General features: G+C 59.0%; 13 protein-coding genes, 2 rRNA genes and 1 riboswitch (1 of these 16 cut by a window edge). Of the genes, 8 read left to right on the top strand and 7 right to left on the bottom strand.

Going from position 1 to position 17,333, the window contains the following annotated elements:
* The first annotated feature begins 83 nt into the window (after positions 1 to 83).
* The 5 genes from leuA (at position 84) to I6G90_RS19370 (ending at position 5,953) form a co-directional block, all read left to right on the top strand.
* Positions 84 to 1,646, top strand: a complete 1,563-nt coding sequence (leuA, locus tag I6G90_RS19390; RefSeq protein ID WP_197928798.1) for a 2-isopropylmalate synthase — start codon at positions 84 to 86, stop codon at positions 1,644 to 1,646.
* Positions 1,647 to 1,778: 132 nt separating this feature from the next.
* A complete protein-coding gene (gene leuB, locus I6G90_RS19385; RefSeq protein ID WP_197928797.1) occupies positions 1,779 to 2,864 on the top strand; it encodes a 3-isopropylmalate dehydrogenase in 1,086 nt (361 codons plus the stop codon).
* Between the two features lie 33 nt (positions 2,865 to 2,897).
* On the top strand, positions 2,898 to 4,295 hold the full coding sequence (leuC, locus tag I6G90_RS19380) for a 3-isopropylmalate dehydratase large subunit (protein ID WP_197928796.1): 1,398 nt from the start codon (positions 2,898 to 2,900) through the stop codon (positions 4,293 to 4,295).
* Positions 4,296 to 4,307: 12 nt separating this feature from the next.
* Positions 4,308 to 4,907: a 3-isopropylmalate dehydratase small subunit gene (leuD, locus tag I6G90_RS19375; RefSeq protein WP_197928795.1), complete on the top strand. Its 600-nt coding sequence runs from the start codon at positions 4,308 to 4,310 to the stop codon at positions 4,905 to 4,907.
* A gap of 116 nt (positions 4,908 to 5,023) precedes the next feature.
* Entirely contained in the window at positions 5,024 to 5,953 is a 930-nt protein-coding gene (locus I6G90_RS19370; protein WP_197928794.1) for a transglutaminase domain-containing protein, read from the top strand.
* Positions 5,954 to 5,983: 30 nt separating this feature from the next.
* Here the strand turns inward: I6G90_RS19370 and I6G90_RS19365 are convergent, their stop codons facing one another.
* Positions 5,984 to 6,274 carry a PilZ domain-containing protein gene (locus I6G90_RS19365; RefSeq protein ID WP_042059817.1) on the bottom strand — a complete coding sequence of 97 codons (291 nt, stop codon included), beginning with the start codon at positions 6,272 to 6,274 and terminating at the stop codon, positions 5,984 to 5,986.
* A gap of 89 nt (positions 6,275 to 6,363) precedes the next feature.
* Positions 6,364 to 6,454: riboswitch (TPP riboswitch) on the top strand.
* Positions 6,455 to 6,514: 60 nt separating this feature from the next.
* On the opposite strand from I6G90_RS19365, the gene thiB reads away from it, so the two are divergent.
* The 3 genes from thiB to thiQ are packed head-to-tail and all read left to right on the top strand — an operon-like array spanning position 6,515 to position 9,805.
* The gene (thiB, locus tag I6G90_RS19360) at positions 6,515 to 7,495 is read left to right on the top strand and encodes a thiamine ABC transporter substrate binding subunit (RefSeq protein ID WP_197928793.1); all 981 of its coding nucleotides are present in this window, start codon (positions 6,515 to 6,517) and stop codon (positions 7,493 to 7,495) included.
* On the top strand, positions 7,471 to 9,114 hold the full coding sequence (gene thiP, locus I6G90_RS19355) for a thiamine/thiamine pyrophosphate ABC transporter permease (protein WP_408628290.1): 1,644 nt from the start codon (positions 7,471 to 7,473) through the stop codon (positions 9,112 to 9,114). The genes thiB and thiP overlap by 25 nt, the downstream gene beginning before the upstream one ends.
* On the top strand, positions 9,101 to 9,805 hold the full coding sequence (gene thiQ, locus I6G90_RS19350; protein ID WP_197928791.1) for a thiamine ABC transporter ATP-binding protein: 705 nt from the start codon (positions 9,101 to 9,103) through the stop codon (positions 9,803 to 9,805). Before thiP ends, thiQ begins: the two co-directional genes overlap by 14 nt.
* A gap of 70 nt (positions 9,806 to 9,875) precedes the next feature.
* Here the strand turns inward: thiQ and I6G90_RS19345 are convergent, their stop codons facing one another.
* The 6 genes from I6G90_RS19345 to I6G90_RS19320 all read right to left on the bottom strand — a co-directional run.
* Positions 9,876 to 11,246: a PhoH family protein gene (locus I6G90_RS19345; protein WP_005339173.1), complete on the bottom strand. Its 1,371-nt coding sequence runs from the start codon at positions 11,244 to 11,246 to the stop codon at positions 9,876 to 9,878.
* 220 nt (positions 11,247 to 11,466) lie between these two features.
* Positions 11,467 to 12,150, bottom strand: a complete 684-nt coding sequence (locus I6G90_RS19340; protein WP_058053024.1) for a TSCPD domain-containing protein — start codon at positions 12,148 to 12,150, stop codon at positions 11,467 to 11,469.
* A gap of 10 nt (positions 12,151 to 12,160) precedes the next feature.
* Positions 12,161 to 14,308 carry an adenosylcobalamin-dependent ribonucleoside-diphosphate reductase gene (locus tag I6G90_RS19335; RefSeq protein WP_197928789.1) on the bottom strand — a complete coding sequence of 716 codons (2,148 nt, stop codon included), beginning with the start codon at positions 14,306 to 14,308 and terminating at the stop codon, positions 12,161 to 12,163.
* Between the two features lie 211 nt (positions 14,309 to 14,519).
* The gene (locus tag I6G90_RS19330; RefSeq protein ID WP_115521700.1) at positions 14,520 to 14,972 is read right to left on the bottom strand and encodes a pullulanase; all 453 of its coding nucleotides are present in this window, start codon (positions 14,970 to 14,972) and stop codon (positions 14,520 to 14,522) included.
* A 285-nt stretch (positions 14,973 to 15,257) separates the two neighbouring features.
* Positions 15,258 to 15,372, bottom strand: a 5S ribosomal RNA gene (gene rrf, locus I6G90_RS19325).
* A 126-nt stretch (positions 15,373 to 15,498) separates the two neighbouring features.
* Positions 15,499 to 17,333, bottom strand: a 23S ribosomal RNA gene (locus I6G90_RS19320) (it continues 1,054 nt past the right edge of the window).

Below are 17,333 nucleotides of genomic sequence, written 5' to 3'. Positions count from 1 at the left end.
TTACAAAAACCCGTGCACCCTGCACGGGTTTTTTTATGCCGCCGCAGGATGCACGTTACCGAACTTAGGAAGAGGGAAGTCACATGTCAGATCGGGTCATCATATTCGACACCACCTTGCGTGATGGTGAGCAGGCCCTGGCGGCCAGTTTGACAGTCAAGGAGAAGCTGCAGATCGCCCAGGCACTGGAGCGGCTCGGTGTCGACGTCATGGAGGTGGGCTTCCCGGTCTCCTCTCCCGGCGATTTTCAATCAGTGCAGACCATCGCCCGCCACATCAAAAACAGCCGGGTCTGCGCCCTCGCCCGCGCCCTGCCAAAAGATATCGACGCCGCCGGCGAAGCCTTGCGGGTCGCCGATGCGTTTCGCATCCACACCTTTATCTCCACCTCCTCCATCCATGTGGAGAGCAAGCTGAAAAAGAGCTTCGAGGATGTGCTGGAGATGGGGGTCGGCGCCATCAAGCACGCCCTGCGCTACACCGATGATGTGGAGTTCTCCTGCGAGGATGCGGGCCGCACGCCGATCGATAATCTCTGCCGCATGGTCGAGGCCGCCATCAAGGCTGGCGCCCGCACCATCAATATCCCCGATACCGTGGGCTACACGGTACCGACCGAGTTCTCCGGCATCATCCACACCCTGTTCAACCGGGTTCCCAACATCGACAAGGCCATCATCTCGGTCCACTGCCACGACGATCTGGGGCTCTCGGTGGCCAACTCCATCGGCGCAGTGCAGATGGGGGCCCGCCAGATCGAGTGCACCATCAACGGCATCGGCGAACGGGCGGGCAACTGCTCGCTGGAAGAGGTGGCGATGATCCTGAAAACCCGCGCCGATCTGCTCGGGGTGCAAACCAATATCCGCCACAACGAAATTCATCGCACCAGCACGCTGGTCAGTCAGCTCTGCAACATGCCGGTGCAACCGAACAAGGCAATCGTCGGAGCCAACGCCTTCTCCCACAGCTCCGGCATCCATCAGGATGGGGTGCTCAAGGCGAAAAACACTTACGAAATCATCACTCCCGAGAGCATCGGCCTGACCCAGAACAACCTCAACATGACCTCCCGCTCCGGCCGCCACGTTATCAAGCACCGGATGGAGTCCATGGGCTACGCCGAGAGCAGCTACGACCTCGATCACCTCTACGGCAAGTTCCTGACCCTGGCCGACAAGAAGGGACAGGTGTTCGACTACGACCTCGAAGCGCTGGCCTTCTTCAGCCAGATCCACGAGGAGCCGGAGCACTTCAAACTGGAGTACCTCGGGGTGCAGAGCGGCAGCTCGGTACTGGCCACCGCCTCGGTCAAATTGAAGGTGGGACAGGATCTGGTCTGCGAAGCGGCTACCGGCAACGGCCCGGTGGATGCGGTCTACCAGTGCATCAACCGCATCACCGGCTATGAGATCCGCATCGACAAATATGCCCTCAAGAGCAAAGGCGAAGGGGAAGATGCCCTCGGTCAGGTCGATATCGTCGCCGAGTACAAGGGGCGCAAATTCCACGGCATGGGGCTGGCCACCGACATCATCGAATCCTCGGCCCATGCCCTGCTGCATGTGATCAACAGCATCTGGCGCGCCGATCAGGTGGCCGAGCAGATGGAACGCAATAACAGCATCAAATCGGAAACCGTCTGAGCAGGACTCGCAGCCACACAGACGGCATGGAATGACAACATCGGGACGGGGAACGTCTGAACCGGTAACCGCGCGCAGCGTCGGGGAAACCGGACAGAGGGATCTCAAAGACAATATCAGGATGGAGAGTGTATGAGCAGTTATCGGATCGCAGTATTGCCGGGTGACGGCATTGGCCCGGAAGTGATGGCCGAGGCCGTCAAGGTGCTGGAAAAGGTGCAGGCCAAGTTCGGCTTTGCCTTCGAGTATGATCGCCACGACGTGGGCGGCATCGCCATCGACAACCACGGCACCCCGCTGCCGCAGAGCACCATCGCTGGCTGTGAAGCGGCCGACGCCGTGCTGTTCGGCTCGGTCGGCGGCCCGAAATGGGAACATCTGCCACCCAACGATCAACCGGAGCGTGGCGCCCTGCTGCCCCTGCGTGCCCACTTCAAGCTGTTCTGCAACCTGCGTCCGGCCCGCATCTACACCGGTCTCGAGCAGTTCTCTCCGCTGCGTGCCGACATATCGGATCGCGGTTTTGACATCGCCTGCGTGCGCGAGCTGACCGGTGGCATCTACTTCGGCCAGCCCAAGGGGCGCGAGGGAGAAGGGGCGAACGAGAAGGCGTTCGACACCGAGGTGTACCATCGCTTCGAGATTGAGCGCATCGCCAAGATTGCCTTCGAATCGGCTCGTGTGCGCCGTGGCAAGGTCACCTCCATCGACAAGGCCAATGTGCTCGCCTCCTCCATTCTGTGGCGCGAGGTGGTGACGCAAGTCGCCAAATCCTATCCGGACGTAACCCTCAACCATATGTACATCGATAACGCGACCATGCAGCTCATCAAGGATCCGTCCCAGTTCGACGTGCTGCTCTGCTCCAACCTGTTCGGTGACATCCTCTCGGACGAGTGCGCCATGATCACCGGCTCCATGGGGCTGCTCCCCTCCGCCAGCCTCAACGAATCGGGTTTCGGCCTGTTCGAACCGGCCGGTGGCTCGGCCCCCGACATCGCAGGCAAAGGGATCGCCAACCCCATCGCCCAGATCCTCTCCGCCGCCCTGATGCTGCGTTACAGCCTGGGCCAGGAAGCTGCCGCCCAGGCCATCGAGCAGGCCGTGGCCCAGACCCTGGCCGAGGGTTACTTCACCGCCGACCTGCATCAGGCCAGCGCCCGCCATCCGGTGCAGAGCACGTCCGAGATGGGTAGCCAGATCGCCGCCCGGATCTGAGCCGCATAACAGATAACAAGGAAGAGAGAAGCAATGGCCAAGACCCTCTATCAGAAAGTATTCGACGCCCACGTGGTACGGGAAGTGGAAGGGGAAACGCCCCTCATCTACATCGACCGCCATCTGGTGCATGAAGTGACCAGCCCGCAGGCATTCGACGGCCTGCGCGCCATGAACCGCCAGCTGCGCCGCCCGGATCTGACCTGGGCCACCATGGATCACAACGTCTCCACCACCACCAAGGACATAGCCGCCTCCGGCGAGATGGCACGCATCCAGATGGAGACGCTGGCCGACAACTGCAAGGAGTTCGGGGTTCGCCTCTACGATCTCAACCACAAATATCAGGGGATCGTCCATGTGATGGGCCCCGAGCTCGGCATCACCCTGCCCGGCACCACCATCGTCTGCGGCGACTCCCACACCGCCACTCACGGCGCCTTCGGCTCGCTGGCGTTCGGTATCGGCACCTCCGAGGTGGAGCATGTGATGGCCACCCAGACCCTGAAACAGGGCCGCGCCAAGACCATGCGGATTTCGGTCAACGGCAAACTGGCCGAGGGGATCAGCGCCAAAGACGTGGTGTTGGCCATCATAGGCCGGGTCGGCCATGCCGGTGGTACCGGCTACGTGGTGGAATTCGCTGGCGATGCCATTGCGAGCCTCTCCATGGAAGGGCGGATGACGGTGTGCAACATGGCCATCGAGCTCGGCGCCAAGGCGGGGATGATTGCCCCCGACCAGACCACCATCGACTACATCCGTGGCAAGGAGTTCGCCCCCAAGGGCGAAGTACTGGAGCAGGCTATCGCCTACTGGCAGAGCCTCAAGAGCGACGAAGGTGCCCACTTCGATGCCGAGGTAGTGCTCGACGCCGCCGATATCGCCCCTCAGGTCACCTGGGGCACCAACCCGGGGCAGGTGATTGCCGTCAATGAACCCATTCCTGCACCGGAATCCTTCAGCGATCTGATGGAGCAGCAGTCCGCCCGCAAGGCACTTGCCTACATGGACTTGCAACCGGGCCAGAAGCTCTCCGACGTCACCATCGACAAGGTATTCATCGGTTCCTGCACCAACAGCCGCATCGAGGATCTGCGCGCTGCCGCCGCCATCGCCCGCGGTCGCAAGGTGGCTGCTGGCGTGCAGGCGCTGGTGGTACCGGGCTCCGAGCAGGTGAAGGCGCAGGCCGAAGCGGAGGGTCTGGACAAGATCTTCATTGAGGCCGGTTTTGAGTGGCGCCTGCCCGGCTGCTCCATGTGTCTCGCCATGAACAACGACAGGCTGCAACCGGGGGAGCGCTGCGCCTCCACCAGTAACCGCAACTTTGAAGGGCGTCAGGGCCGCGCCGGCCGCACCCATCTGGTGAGCCCGGCCATGGCCGCCGCCGCCGCCGTCACCGGCCGTTTCGCCGACATTCGCGCACTGTAAGAGGACATTACGATGACAGGCTTCAAGCAACATAAAGGGATCGTCGTCCCCCTCGACAGCGCCAACGTCGACACCGACGCCATCATTCCCAAACAGTTTTTGCAAAAAGTAAACCGCATCGGTTTTGGCAAGCACCTGTTCCACGACTGGCGCTTCCTCGACGATGCTGGTCAGCAGCCCAACCCCAAGTTCGTGCTCAACCAGCCGCAGTTTGCCGGTGCCAGCATCCTGCTGGCCCGCGAGAACTTCGGTTGTGGCTCGAGTCGCGAGCACGCCCCCTGGGCGCTGGCCGACTACGGCTTCAAGACCATCATTGCCCCGAGCTTTGCCGACATCTTCTACGGCAACGCCATCAACAACGGCATGGTGCCGGTACGCCTGAAGGAGGAGGAGGTCGATACCCTGTTCCAGCTGGTGGCCGCCAAGCCTGGCATCCAGATTGAAGTGGATCTGGAAGCCAATCAGGTGCGTGCCAGTGAGCTCAGCTTCGGTTTCGAGATAGACGAGTTCCGCCGCTACTGCCTGCTCAACGGGCTGGATGCCATCGGCCTGACCCTGCAACACGAAGCCGCCATCAGCGCCTTTGAGGCGAAGCAGCCGAGCTGGATTTAACACGCCAGTTGCAAAAAAACGAGTAGAATCAACAGGGAGCTTCGGCTCCCTGTTTTCTGTCCGCTACGCTTCCCACTTTGGGCCACCGGAACTGGCCCGTGCCACAGGAAAGGATGATGAAGAGACCGACGGCAATTCCTCTGCTCTGTGCCCTGCTGCTTGCCCTGCCTGCGGGGGCCAGCCAAACCAGCTTCAACAACAGCCTCGGCCAGATCAGCGTCGGCTGGCAAGATAGCGAAGGCAAACCCCAGCAGCTCACCTACCAGCTCGAACAGGGCAAGTTGCCGCCGCTTATCGCCTATCGCCCGGCCAGAATGCAGGAGGAGGTGTTGCAGGTGTTGCTGCGGGAGGTGCGCCAGAACTACCCCGAGGTGCAGTTCACCCTCGCTCGCCCCTCGCTGGAGCTGCATCTGAAAAGCCGCAATCAGGACAAGGCGCGTGAGGCGATGGCCTTTCTGCAGTCACAACGGAGCAAAGAGGAGCAGGCGTGGCTGACCAAACACTACTTCCAGTACTTCAACACCCCGGACGGGCAGCTGGCGGTGAAACAGGATCATGTGCGCATCGCGCTGGAGAGCCGCAGCGGGCTGGCTCCGCTGGCGGATCAACTCAAGCAGCAGGGCAGCACCGAAACGGAAGCTCGCCAGAAGACCGTGGCCCATATGCTCACCTTTATCCAGAGCATCCCCTACCAGCAGCTCGACAGCCTGAATGGAAGGCAGGGCAAGGGATTTCTCTCGCCCCGTCAGGTATTGGAGCAGAACCGGGGCGACTGCGACAGCAAGGTAACCCTGATGGCCGCCATGCTGGCCCAGCTCTTTCCCGAGCTGAAACAGGCTATGGTGTTCATCCCCGGCCATGCCCTGCTGGCTGTTGACCTGCCAGCCAAGCCGGGGGATGTGACCCTCAACTGGCAGGGGCAGAACTACCTGCTGCTTGAACCCACTGGCCCCGCCACCTTGCCTGTGGGCCAAATAGCATCGACCAGCAAAACGCTGGTCGATAGCAAGCAGTTGAGTGTGCAGCCGGTTCAGGAAAAAGGGTAATCCCCTCCCTCTACCGATGGGGAGAGAGGATTAACCCTGAGGCAGAAACTCTACCGCCAGCAGCAACCCGTCCTCCTCCTCCAGCACCCGGATAATGCGGGCATGGGCTTCAAAGGGAGGCAACAGGTTGTTGTTGGTGGCAAGACTGATCCGGATGGGCTGATTGATGTCGAGCTGGTGTTCAGAGACCGCAATCCCCATGCCGTTGGCACTGAGATCCCGGCAGATCCCCTCCAGCACCAGCTGCTGCTGATAGACGGTGACCGGAGCATTGATGACCATGCGCGCAAAGGCACGCCTTTCCTTGGTATTGGTAAGCACGCGAACATCCTCTGTTGGGTGGGCGTCATCTCATGGGTATTGCACAATTGTGCTGGTCTACCCAAAAGAACGTTAATACAATGCGGTTCGTTTCTCAAACGGGGTGCGGTTTACCGCTGAGATTATACCCGTGTACCTGATCCAGATAATGCTGGCGGAGGAATTTGAGGCATGGCGCTCATTTTTTGCGCCCTCACCCGCTGGCACCTCGTTATTAACAAGTAATAGGGAGTGCCACCCATGAAGACCCTGCTGCTGGTCACCACCGGCCTGCTGTCGGCCAATGTGTTCGCCGCCGACACCCTCACCGTCTATACCTACAGCTCTTTCACTGCCGAGTGGGGTCCGGGGCCCAAGATCAAACAGGCCTTCGAGAAAGCGTGCGACTGCACCCTCAATCTGGTTCCCCTCGAAGATGGGGTCGCCATCCTCAACCGGCTGCGGCTGGAGGGCAACCACAGCAAGGCCGATCTGGTGCTGGGGCTCGACGATGCCCTCATCAATGAAGCCAAGCAGAGCGGCCTGTTCGCCCCCCATCCCGCCAAGCTCGACGGCATCAAGGTGCCGGGTGGCTGGCACGATGACACCTTCGTCCCCTACGACTATGGCTACTTCGCCTTTGTCTATGACAAGGACAAACTCAAGCAGCCACCCAAGAGCCTGAAAGAGCTGGTAGAGCGGTCGGATCTCAAGGTGATCTATCAGGATCCCCGCACCTCCACCCCGGGGCAGGGGCTGATGTTGTGGATGAAGTCCGTTTATGGCGACAAGGCGCCCGCCGCCTGGGCCGAGCTTGCCAAAAAGACGGTCACCGTCACCAAGGGGTGGTCAGAGGCCTATGGCATGTTCCTTGATGGCGAGGCGGACATGGTGCTCTCCTACACCACCTCTCCCGCCTATCACCTGATTGCCGAGAACAAGCCCCAGTATCAGGCAGCGGCGTTTGAGGAGGGCCACTACCGTCAGGTGGAAATGGCCGCCAAGCTGAAAAGCGCCAAACAGGAGAAGCTGGCTGACCAGTTCCTGCAATTTATGGTGAGCCCCGCCTTCCAGAACGAGATCCCGACCGGCAACTGGATGTATCCGGTCATCGACACGCCGCTGCCCAAGGGCTTCGAGCAGATGATCACTGTAGCCAAGCCGCTCGCCTTCAGCGCCGATGAGGTGGCCGCCCATCGCAAAGGATGGATCCGCGAGTGGCTGCAAGCCGTCGCCCAGTGAGCCAGCTCGCGCTGAAGCGACAGGATCGCCCCCTCTGGTGGCTGCCGGGCAGTGCAGCCACCCTGCTGATCCTGCTGTTGTCCCTCGGGCCGCTGGCGGCCCTGCTGTGGCAGGCCGGTTCACTGGCGCCGCGCACTTTGCTGGCAGACCCCTATCTGCGCCATGTGCTGGGCTTCAGCCTCTGGCAGGCGCTGCTCTCCACCCTGCTGAGCCTGGGGCTCGCCATTCCGGTGGCCCGTGCGCTGGCACGGCGCCGCTTCCTTGGCCGAACCCTGCTTATAAAGCTATTCGGTCTCTCGCTGGTACTGCCGGTCATCATCGCCATCTTCGGCATCGTGGCGGTTCATGGCAAACAGGGGTGGCTGCCGCAACTGCTGCGCAGCTTGGGACTGGATCCCGGCAACTATCTCTACGGCCTGTTCGGCATTCTGCTGGCCCATGTCTTCTTCAACATGCCGCTGGCGGCGCGTCTCATCCTGCAGAGCATCGAGAGCATCCCCGAATCGAGCTGGCGCCTCGCCAGCCAGCTCGGCATGCGCTCATCCCATATCTTCCGGCTGCTGGAGTGGCCGCTCATTCGCGGTATATTGCCGGGGCTGGCCAGCCTCATCTTTATGCTCTGCTTCACCAGCTTCACTACCGTGCTGGCGCTGGGCGGCGGCCCCAAATCGACCACCCTCGAGGTGGCAGTCTATCAGGCACTGCGCTTTGACTTCGATCTCGCCACCGCTGGCGGATTGGCGCTGGTGCAGCTGATCCTGACCGCCACCCTGCTGCTCCTGCAGCACAAGCTGCAGAGTACCCCGGCCAGTCGGGTGACTCCCCGTCGTCCCTGTCTGCGCCCGGATCGCCATCAACCGGGCACGGCCGTGGTGGATCTCTTATCGCTCTGTATCGGCCTCGCCATCTTTTTGCCACCGCTGCTGGCCATCGTCGTCGCCGGTCTCCACCCGGGCCTGCTGACGGCGCTCACCTCCAGCAAGCTGTGGCAGGCGAGCGGCCAGTCGCTGCTGATTGCGCTGGCGGCGGGCACCCTTGCAACCCTGCTTGGCAGTGGCCTGTTGCTCACCAGCCGTCACCTCAAGGTGCGCACCCGCCAGCGGCGCGCTGCGGCCCTGTGGGAGGCCAGCGGTTCGATGATCCTGATGATCCCGGCGGTGGTGCTCTCCACCGGACTCTTTATCCTGTTTATGCCCTTTGCAGATGTATTTGCACTCGGCCCATGGCTGGTAGTACTGGTCAACGCCCTGATGGCGCTGCCCTATGTGATGCGCACCCTCTCAGCCCCCATGCAGTTGGTGGTACGCCAGTACGATCGGCTGGCTGACAGTCTGGGGGTACGCGGCCTGCATCGCCTGCGGCTGGTGGAGTGGCCGCTGCTGCGTCGTCCGCTGGCACTGGCGATGGCGCTGTCGATGATCCTCTCGCTGGGGGATCTCGGTGCCATCGCCATGTTTGGCAGTCAGGAGCTCACCACCCTGCCCTGGCTGCTCTACCAACAGCTCGGCAGCTACCGGCTGACCGACGCGGCCGCCACCGCCCTGCTGCTGCTCACACTCTGTTTCTCCCTATTCTGGCTGGTGGAGCGGGGTCTTGGAGGAAAACATGCTGAACATTGATACGCTGGTGACCAGCTACCCCGACTGGCGCGTCAGCTTCAGCGCGACCCTGCCCAAGGGAGAGATCACCGCACTGATTGGCCCGAGCGGCGCGGGCAAATCGACCCTGCTCGGGATGATCGCTGGCTTCGTGCCGGTGGAATCGGGCAGCCTCAGTTTCGATGGCAAAGATCTGCTGCCGCTGGGCCCCGCCGAGCGACCGGTCACCACCCTGTTTCAGGATCACAACCTGTTCCTGCACCTGTCGGTGTTCGACAATATCGCCATCGGCTTGCACCCGGGGCTGCGCCTGAGTGCCGCCCAGCGGGCACAGGTGATCGATGCAGCCGAGCGGGTTGGCCTTGGCGAGATGTTAAACCGCCTGCCGGAGCAACTCTCCGGCGGCCAGCAGCAGCGGGTTGGTCTAGCCCGGGCACTGGTGCGAGGCAAGCCGTTGCTGCTGCTGGATGAACCCTTCTCGGCCCTCGATCCCGCCCTACGCCGAGAGATGCTGGCAGAAGTTGCCCGCCTCGCCTGCGAACAGGGCATTACCGTGCTGATGGTTTCCCATAACCCGGAAGATGCCCAGCTGATTGCCGAGCAGGTACTGTTTATCGATGAGGGGCGCATCGCGCTGCAAGGAAAGCCAGATATCCTGCAACACAGCGCTCATCCCGGACTGCTGCGCTACCTTGGCCGCACGCAGGGATAATGAAGGCAAGGGGATCAGAAAAGGGGAAGCCGCTTGGCTTCCCCTTTTTGCATGCTCTTATCGGCTGGGATCAGAGATTTTCCTCGGCGAACGATGCCAGTCGGCTGCGTACCACGCCGTTGAGGAAGATGTTGGCACTGCCGTCAAAATCCTTGAAACGCTCGACGATGTAGGTAAGACCCGAAGTCACCGGGCTCAGGTAGTTGGAGTCGATCTGGGCCAGGTTACCGGAGCAGACGATCTTGGTGCCCTCGCCGCAGCGGGTGATGATGGTCTTGATCTGGGAGGCGGTCAGGTTCTGGCACTCATCCAGCAGCACGAAGGTGTTCTGGATGCTGCGCCCGCGCATGAAGTTAACCGATTTGAACTGGATGTTGGCCTTCTCCATGATGTAGCTGAGCGAGCCGCTCATATTCTCGTCCTGCTTGTGCAACACCTCCAGAGTGTCGGTCACCGCCGCCAGCCAGGGCATCATCTTCTCCTCTTCGGTGCCAGGCAGGAAGCCGATGCTCTCGGCAATTTCCGGGGTATTCCGGGTGACGATCACCTTCTCGTAAATGCCCTTCTCAATCACCAGCTCCAGCGCCGCTGCCATTGCCAGCAGGGTCTTGCCGCAACCGGCTGGGCCCGTCAGGATCACCAGATCGATGTGCGGATCGAGCAGGGCATCGAGCGCCATCCCCTGATAGACGTTCTTGGGATGGACACCCCACGCCTTGCGGGACATCAGCCGCTCGCGGCCCAGATCCTTGATGCGGATCTTGCTGCCATCGTGGCTGAGCACCCGGGCGGCGAAGAAATTCTCTTCATCCACCAGATACTGGTTTACGTGAACCCCTTCCAGCAGATTGGCATCGATCACATGGATGGTGTCGCGGCCATGGGTCTCGCTCTCGCACTCGCCAACCCGCTCCCAGAAGCTGCCGGGCACCACCTGAAAGCCTTTGGCCAGCAGGCGAATATCGTCGATCAGCTGGTCACTACGGTAATCTTCAACGTGAGCAAGCCCGGCCCCCTTGGCTTTGAGGCGCATGTTGATGTCTTTGGTGACCAGCACCACCTGACGCTTCAACTCGTGCTTTTGCAGATAGAGGGCCGCGTTGATGATGCGGTTGTCGGCCTCCTTGTCGGTAAAGACCTCGGCATCCTGCGGCAGATGGTGATCGCTGAAGATGCAGATATTGCCGCTCGCTTCGCCAGCCAGCGGAACGCCTTGGGTGATCTGATCCGGGGTTGCATCGCGGAACACATCTTCCAGCGCACGGATGGCCACCCGCGCGTCGCGGCTGACATCCTTGTTGCGATCCTTGATGTTATCGAGCTCTTCCAGCACCGTCATGGGGATGAGCACGTCGTGCTCTTTGAAGGAGTAGATAGCGAGGGGTTCGTGAAGCAGAACGTTGGTATCCAGGATAAACAGCTTTCGGTCCGTATTGTCCATAAGCATCCTCCTTGGCACTGAAGGGCCACGTGTGTGAATCTCAGATGTCATTGAAACCACACGGCCGTGACAGTTTTATTACCCTCAACGCTACGCCCGATTTTACTATCACGCAACAAATCACTGGGCCACCTGATTTGATTGCGCATAAAAACAGCAATGAAAAGACCGGCGCTGTGGCCGGTCTTTTTTCTATCGTTCAACTACTCAGGAATGCCAGTTAACCGCACTTGGAGTCGCCGCAGTTGAGGCAGGTCATGCAGCCATCCTTCAGCACCAGCGCCTTGGTATGGCACTTGTAGCAGAGCGCGGCATTGGCCGGAAAACCACTGTTCGCCTGTTGCTCTTCGGCGTCCTGAGCCGCCTTCAGCTCGGCCTGCTTCTCTGCCAGAAACGCCTGCTGATGCTCGTCCAGCCCGGTTGCCTTGAGCATACCGATCTCGGTGAGATGGCTCTCGATCACGTTGCCAATTTCAGCGATCAGCGACGGCACATACTTGCCCTTGTTCCAGTAGCCGCCCTTGGGATCAAACACCGAGCGCAGCTCCTCCACCAGGAAAGTCACATCCCCCCCTTTGCGGAACACCGCCGAGATGATGCGGGTCAGCGCCACTATCCACTGGTAGTGCTCCAGACTCTTGGAGTTGATGAAGATCTCGAACGGACGGCGAGTCTCGTGCACCGTGCCCTCGTTGAGAATGATGTCGTTGATGGTGATGAACAGCGAGTGCTCGGAGACATGCTCCGGCGTCTTCAGCTTGTAGGTGGTGCCCATCAGTCGCTCCGGGCGCAGCACGGTTTCGTGCATGTGCACCACGTCATCCTGCGCAGAGAGATCTTCTTGCGGCTCATCCTTGGTACGCACCTTGTAGGCGACGATTTTCTTGTCGATCTTCTTGACCATAATGTCGTTCTCAGAATTTACCGTAATAGCCTTCTTTCAAGGCGTCGTAGAGGTTGGCGGCAGTGTGCAGCTCGCCATCGTATTCAATCTCTTCGTTCCCCTTGACGGAGATGACGGAGCCATCCTCCAGAGTGAACTCATAGAGGGTGTTCTCCAGATCTTTCTCCTTCACCAGCACGCCCTGGAAGGCCTCCGGGTTGAAACGGAAGGTGGTGCAGCCCTTGAGACCAGAGTCCGAGGCATACATGTAGATGTCCTTGAACTGCTCGAACGGGAAATCGGTCGGCACGTTGGCGGTCTTGGAGATGGAGGAGTCAATCCAGCGCTGGGCCGCAGCCTGAATGTCCACATGCTGGGCCGGGCTGATGTCATCGGCAGTAATGAAATAGTCCGGCAGACGGCTCGCCTCCTCTTCGCTGTACGGCATGGCGGCCGGATTCACCAGCTCGCGGTAGGCCAGCAGCTCGAAGGAGTAGACATCCACGCTCTCCTTGCTCTTCTTGCCCGGCTTGATGACGTTGCGGCTGTAATGGTGGGCAAAGCTCGGTTCGATCCCGTTGCTGGCGTTGTTGGCCAGTGACAGCGAGATGGTGCCGGTCGGCGCAATACTGCTGTGGTGGGTGAAACGCCCGCCCACTTCGGCCAGTTCGGCGACCAGCGCAGGATCCACTTCGGCAACCTGTTGCATATAGCGGCTATAGCGCGCGTGCAGCACCTTGCCCTTCAACTTGTCACCCACCTTGATGCCATCAGCTGCCATTTCCGGGCGCAGACGCAGCATCTTGCCGGTCACTTCGAACTCCTGCTCCATGATGGGCGCCGGGCCCTTCTCCCTTGCCAGACGCAGGGACTCCTGCCAGCCGGTCATCGCCAGCTCCTGGGATACCTGCTCGGTAAAGGCCACGGATGCAGCGGAGCCGTACTTGATCTGCAGCATGGTGAGGGTCGAACCAAGACCCAGGAAACCCATGCCGTGACGGCGCTTGGCTGTGATCTCCTCGCGCTGCTTGGCCAGCGGAAGCTGGTTGATCTCCACCACGTTGTCCAGCATACGGGTGAAGATGGCCACGACCTTGCGAAACGCCTGCCAATCGAACGCCGCGTTTTCAGTAAACGGGTCGCGCACAAACTTGGTCAGGTTGACCGAGCCAAGCAGACAGGCACCGTAGGGTGGCAACGGCTGCTCGCCACAGGGATTGGTCGCGCGGATCTCTTCACAGAACCAGTTGTTATTCATCTGATTGACCTTGTCGATCAGGATGAAGCCGGGCTCTGCATAGTCATAGGTGGAGGTCATGATGACATTCCACAGCTTGCGGGCTGGCATGGTCTTGTAGACCTTGCAGGCGACCTGCCCCAACTCGTTGAATACGACTCCTTCCTTGTTGGGCCAGTCGGCCCAGAGCACCTGAGCGGGATCATCCAGCGCAATGCCGTCCTGCTCCACCTCTTTGGCGGTGTACGGGAAGATCAGCGACCAGGGCGCATCCTCTTTCACCGCCTTGACGAAATCTTCGGTGATCAACAGGGATAGGTTGAACTGACGCAGGCGGCCATCTTCACGCTTGGCCTGAATAAACTCGATCACATCGGGATGGCGGATATCCATAGTGCCCATCTGGGCGCCGCGACGGCCACCGGCTGACGAGACGGTGAAACACATCTTGTCATAAATATCCATGAAGGAGAGCGGGCCGGAGGTGTAGGCTCCGGCACCGGAGACAAAGGCCCCACGCGGACGCAGGGTCGAGAAGTCATAGCCGATACCGCACCCGGCTTTCAGGGTCAGACCGGCCTCGTGCACCTTACCGAGGATATCGTCCATCGAATCTTCGATGGTGCCGGAAACAGTGCAGTTGATGGTTGAAGTGGCAGGCTTGTGCTCAAAAGCCCCTGCGTTGGAGGTGATGCGGCCAGCAGGAATGGCCCCATTGCGCAGCGCCCACAGGAAAGGCTCATACCAAGCCTCCGGTTCCAGCTCCTGCTCGGCCAAGGCTCGAGCTACCCGCTGGTAAGTCTCGTCGATAGAGCTGTCGATGGGAGTGCCATCCTTGCTCTTGAGGCGATACTTGCTATCCCAGATCTCGAGGGACGTTTCCTGCATGGGAATAAGGCGGGAGCCAAGCTCACTCTCCAGCACCGGGTTCGATTTAGCCATTTTCAATCAACCTTATGTGAATGCATCAACATCATGACAACAGCAGAGAACACAACCAATAGTGCCAACTATAAAAATAAGCACAATATATAGTACACCTGAAGCCATGAGGGCGCTGATTCTAACCTAAAAAAATGCCCCGGCCAGCAGATTTCTGGGCCGGGGCACTTAACTGATTAATTTGCTGAGAGATTTAACACTCAGAGATAGATCAGGGCTTCTTGACGTAAACGGACGGCGTTTCACCCGCCATATTCAGATAGAACTCGTAGACGCCATCGGCATCCGGTGAGAACTTCATGTCCTCATACTTGGAGCAGGGGTTGACCGGCACCGCCTCACCACCCAATACGGCAACGCCGTCACTCGGGCTCTTGTAGCCAAAGTTGGTACCGCAGCTCCAGCCTGAATCTGCAAACTTGAACTTGTAAGGGGCCCACTCTTTCTTGAGGGTGCCTTTGGCCATATAGAGCTTGTCGGCCACCTTGACTACCTTGCTTTCATCAGTCGCCATCCAGTCGTTCATCTCCCCGCGCAGGTAGATGGACTTGCCACCGAAGTCGCTGTTGTCTGCCGCTGCCTGCTCTGCACCACCATTGGATGCGCAACCGCCTAATACCAGGGTTCCCGCCGCCAGCATCATCGTTACTGTTCTTTTGAACATGGGTCTATTCCTTAAATTATTGTGATTCCTTGGTCCATCAATGTGGACTGAAGAATTAAACCAGAGCAGGCATCACAAGAAAGGTAGAGGCATCACATTCTGTGTTTTTTATATCCAACGCATTGAACCAATGGGCAAATATCGAACAGAGAATGGAGGTTCTTTTGACACTTTATGGGAGATTTCATTGAATTACGGGAAGATGGAAGGCTAAAAATTAAGCAATTTGCTGAATTGCAGCCAATAAAAAACCCCGCTCATCGAGCGGGGTTTCTTGGATTGGGTGCCTGGCAGTGTCCTACTCTCGCATGGCGAATGCCACACTACCATCGGCGCTACCGCGTTTCACTTCTGAGTTCGGCATGGGATCAGGTGGTTCCACGGCGCTATGGCCGCCAGGCAAATTCTTCAATCTGAGAAAGCTGACGTGAATAACGATGTTGCTCGTGGCTTGTCGCTATCACTGAATTAGTTAGTAGTTCGCTTGGTATTTGCTACAAGGCCCAGAACACTTCTTGGGTGTTGTATGGTTAAGCCTCACGGGTAATTAGTATGGGTTAGCTCAACACGTCGCCGCGCTTACACACCCCACCTATCAACGTTGTGGTCTCCAACGGCCCTTTAGGACCCTCAAGGGGTCAGGGATGACTCATCTCAGGGCTCGCTTCCCGCTTAGATGCTTTCAGCGGTTATCGATTCCGAACTTAGCTACCGGGCAGTGCCACTGGCGTGACAACCCGAACACCAGAGGTTCGTTCACTCCGGTCCTCTCGTACTAGGAGCAACTCCCTTCAATCATCCAACGCCCACGGCAGATAGGGACCGAACTGTCTCACGACGTTCTGAACCCAGCTCGCGTACCACTTTAAATGGCGAACAGCCATACCCTTGGGACCGACTTCAGCCCCAGGATGTGATGAGCCGACATCGAGGTGCCAAACACCGCCGTCGATATGAACTCTTGGGCGGTATCAGCCTGTTATCCCCGGAGTACCTTTTATCCGTTGAGCGATGGCCCTTCCATTCAGAACCACCGGATCACTATGACCTACTTTCGTACCTGCTCGACCTGTCCGTCTCGCAGTTAAGCTGGCTTATGCCATTGCACTAACCTCCTGATGTCCGACCAGGATTAGCCAACCTTCGTGCTCCTCCGTTACTCTTTGGGAGGAGACCGCCCCAGTCAAACTACCCACCAGGCACTGTCCGCGAGCCCGATTCAGGGCCCTGCGTTAGAACATCAAACATACAAGGGTGGTATTTCAAGGACGGCTCCAGCGCAACTGGCGTCACGCCTTCAAAGCCTCCCACCTATCCTACACATGTAGGTTCAATGTTCAGTGCCAAGCTGTAGTAAAGGTTCACGGGGTCTTTCCGTCTAGCCGCGGGTACACCGCATCTTCACGGCGAATTCGATTTCACTGAGTCTCGGGTGGAGACAGCATGGCCATGGTTACACCATTCGTGCAGGTCGGAACTTACCCGACAAGGAATTTCGCTACCTTAGGACCGTTATAGTTACGGCCGCCGTTTACCGGGGCTTCGATCAAGAGCTTCGCTTGCGCTAACCCCATCAATTAACCTTCCGGCACCGGGCAGGTGTCACACCCTATACGTCCACTTTCGTGTTTGCAGAGTGCTGTGTTTTTGATAAACAGTCCCAGCCATCTGGTCACTGCGACTCCCGACTGCTCCATCCGCAAGGGACTTCACTGTCAAGAGCGAACCTTCTCCCGAAGTTACGGTTCTATTTTGCCTAGTTCCTTCACCCGAGTTCTCTCAAGCGCCTTGGTATTCTCTACCCGACCACCTGTGTCGGTTTGGGGTACGATGACTTGTAATCTGAAGCTTAGAGGCTTTTCCTGGAAGCAGGGCATCAATGGCTTCCGCACCGTAGTGCGTTCGTCTCGTGTCTCAGTGTTGTGTCTCCGGATTTGCCTAGAAACACCACCTACGCACTTTCACCAGGACAACCGTCGCCTGGCCCACCTAGCCTTCTCCGTCCCCCATCGCAATTACAAGTCGTGCAGGAATATTAACCTGCTTCCCATCGATTACGCCTTTCGGCCTCACCTTAGGGGTCGACTCACCCTGCCCCGATTAACGTTGGACAGGAACCCTTGGTCTTCCGGCGAGGAGGCTTTTCACCCCCTTTATCGTTACTTACGTCAGCATTCGCACTTCTGATATCTCCAGCATACCTCTCGATACACCTTCGCAGACTTACAGAACGCTCCCCTACCACTCATACATAAGTATGAATCCGCGGCTTCGGTGCCTGGTTTGAGCCCCGTTACATCTTCCGCGCAGGCCGACTCGACTAGTGAGCTATTACGCTTTCTTTAAATGATGGCTGCTTCT

It is taken from the genome of Aeromonas allosaccharophila (assembly GCF_016026615.1).
Classification (GTDB): Bacteria; Pseudomonadota; Gammaproteobacteria; order Enterobacterales; family Aeromonadaceae; genus Aeromonas; species Aeromonas allosaccharophila.
The sequence above is the reverse complement of the archived record's forward strand: the minus strand, read 5'-3'. Positions and strand labels throughout refer to the sequence as shown.

Coding starts and splice junctions, on each gene's coding strand:
- leuA (WP_197928798.1), top strand. CDS start 84: ATGTCAGATCGGGTCATCATATTCGACACCACCTTGCGTGATGGTGAG.
- leuB (WP_197928797.1), top strand. CDS start 1,779: ATGAGCAGTTATCGGATCGCAGTATTGCCGGGTGACGGCATTGGCCCG.
- leuC (WP_197928796.1), top strand. CDS start 2,898: ATGGCCAAGACCCTCTATCAGAAAGTATTCGACGCCCACGTGGTACGG.
- leuD (WP_197928795.1), top strand. CDS start 4,308: ATGACAGGCTTCAAGCAACATAAAGGGATCGTCGTCCCCCTCGACAGC.
- I6G90_RS19370 (WP_197928794.1), top strand. CDS start 5,024: ATGAAGAGACCGACGGCAATTCCTCTGCTCTGTGCCCTGCTGCTTGCC.
- thiB (WP_197928793.1), top strand. CDS start 6,515: ATGAAGACCCTGCTGCTGGTCACCACCGGCCTGCTGTCGGCCAATGTG.
- thiQ (WP_197928791.1), top strand. CDS start 9,101: ATGCTGAACATTGATACGCTGGTGACCAGCTACCCCGACTGGCGCGTC.
- I6G90_RS19345 (WP_005339173.1), bottom strand. CDS start 11,246: ATGGACAATACGGACCGAAAGCTGTTTATCCTGGATACCAACGTTCTG.
- I6G90_RS19340 (WP_058053024.1), bottom strand. CDS start 12,150: ATGGTCAAGAAGATCGACAAGAAAATCGTCGCCTACAAGGTGCGTACC.
- I6G90_RS19335 (WP_197928789.1), bottom strand. CDS start 14,308: ATGGCTAAATCGAACCCGGTGCTGGAGAGTGAGCTTGGCTCCCGCCTT.
- I6G90_RS19330 (WP_115521700.1), bottom strand. CDS start 14,972: ATGTTCAAAAGAACAGTAACGATGATGCTGGCGGCGGGAACCCTGGTA.